Below are 725 nucleotides of genomic sequence, written 5' to 3'. Positions count from 1 at the left end.
CGGCAATCGACGCGGATGAAGGTGCTGGTCTACGACGGCTTGGGTGTGTGGCTTGCCACACGGCGTCTGAGCAAGGGGCGATTCGTCTGGACCAACGGTGAGCAAGCGATCGCGCTGCCGCTGAATCCGGAGCAGTTGCGCGCGTTGGTGGCGGGATTGCCGTGGCGCACGCTCACGCCGGACTATGCCATCACCGTCCTATGATGCTGCGCCGGACGTAAACTGTTCCGCTTCCGTATCTGGTTGGCGTCTGGCAGACTGGTTGCCATGGACCTGCCATCCGACCTCGACGCCCTCAGTCCCGAACAGCTGCGCGCCTTGGCCGCGGCGTTGATCGTCGAGGTTAGGGAGAAGGACCGCGAGGTTGATGAGAAGGAGCGGGAGCTGCGGTATCGTCAAACGCGGATCGATCAGCTCACGCACGAGCTGTCGATCATCAAGCGGCAGCAGTTCGGCAGGCGCAGCGAACAGCTCAACAAAGAGCAAATGAGCCTGCTCGACGAAGCGATCGACGCGGATCTGGCGGCGATTGAAACCGAGCTCGAAGCGCTCCAACCGGAGAAGCGAGCCAGCCAGGCGCGTCAGCAACCGAAACGTGCACCTCTGCCGCCGCAGTTCCCCCGCACCGACATTCATCACGAACCGAACGATACAACCTGCGCGTGTGGTTGCCAGCGCGTACGCATCGGCGAGGACGTCAGCGAGAAGCTGGACTATACGCCCGG

The 725-nt window shown here is 62.9% G+C and carries 1 protein-coding gene and 1 pseudogene; both read left to right on the top strand.

All coding sequences use genetic code 11. The annotated features are described in order from the left end of the window. Positions 1–204 (top strand): IS66 family insertion sequence element accessory protein TnpB (gene tnpB, locus ACPUER_RS36980; protein ID WP_425133606.1); only part of this gene is annotated, 204 nt, incomplete at its 5' end. Positions 205–267: 63 nt separating this feature from the next. Beyond that, positions 268–725 (top strand): annotated as a pseudogene (locus ACPUER_RS36975) (IS66 family transposase); the annotation flags it as partial.

Source organism: Burkholderia sp. DN3021 (assembly GCF_049805555.1).
Taxonomy (GTDB): domain Bacteria; phylum Pseudomonadota; class Gammaproteobacteria; order Burkholderiales; family Burkholderiaceae; genus Burkholderia; species Burkholderia pyrrocinia_C.
Note: the sequence above shows the minus strand (reverse complement) of the source record. Positions and strands in the feature narration are given on the sequence as shown.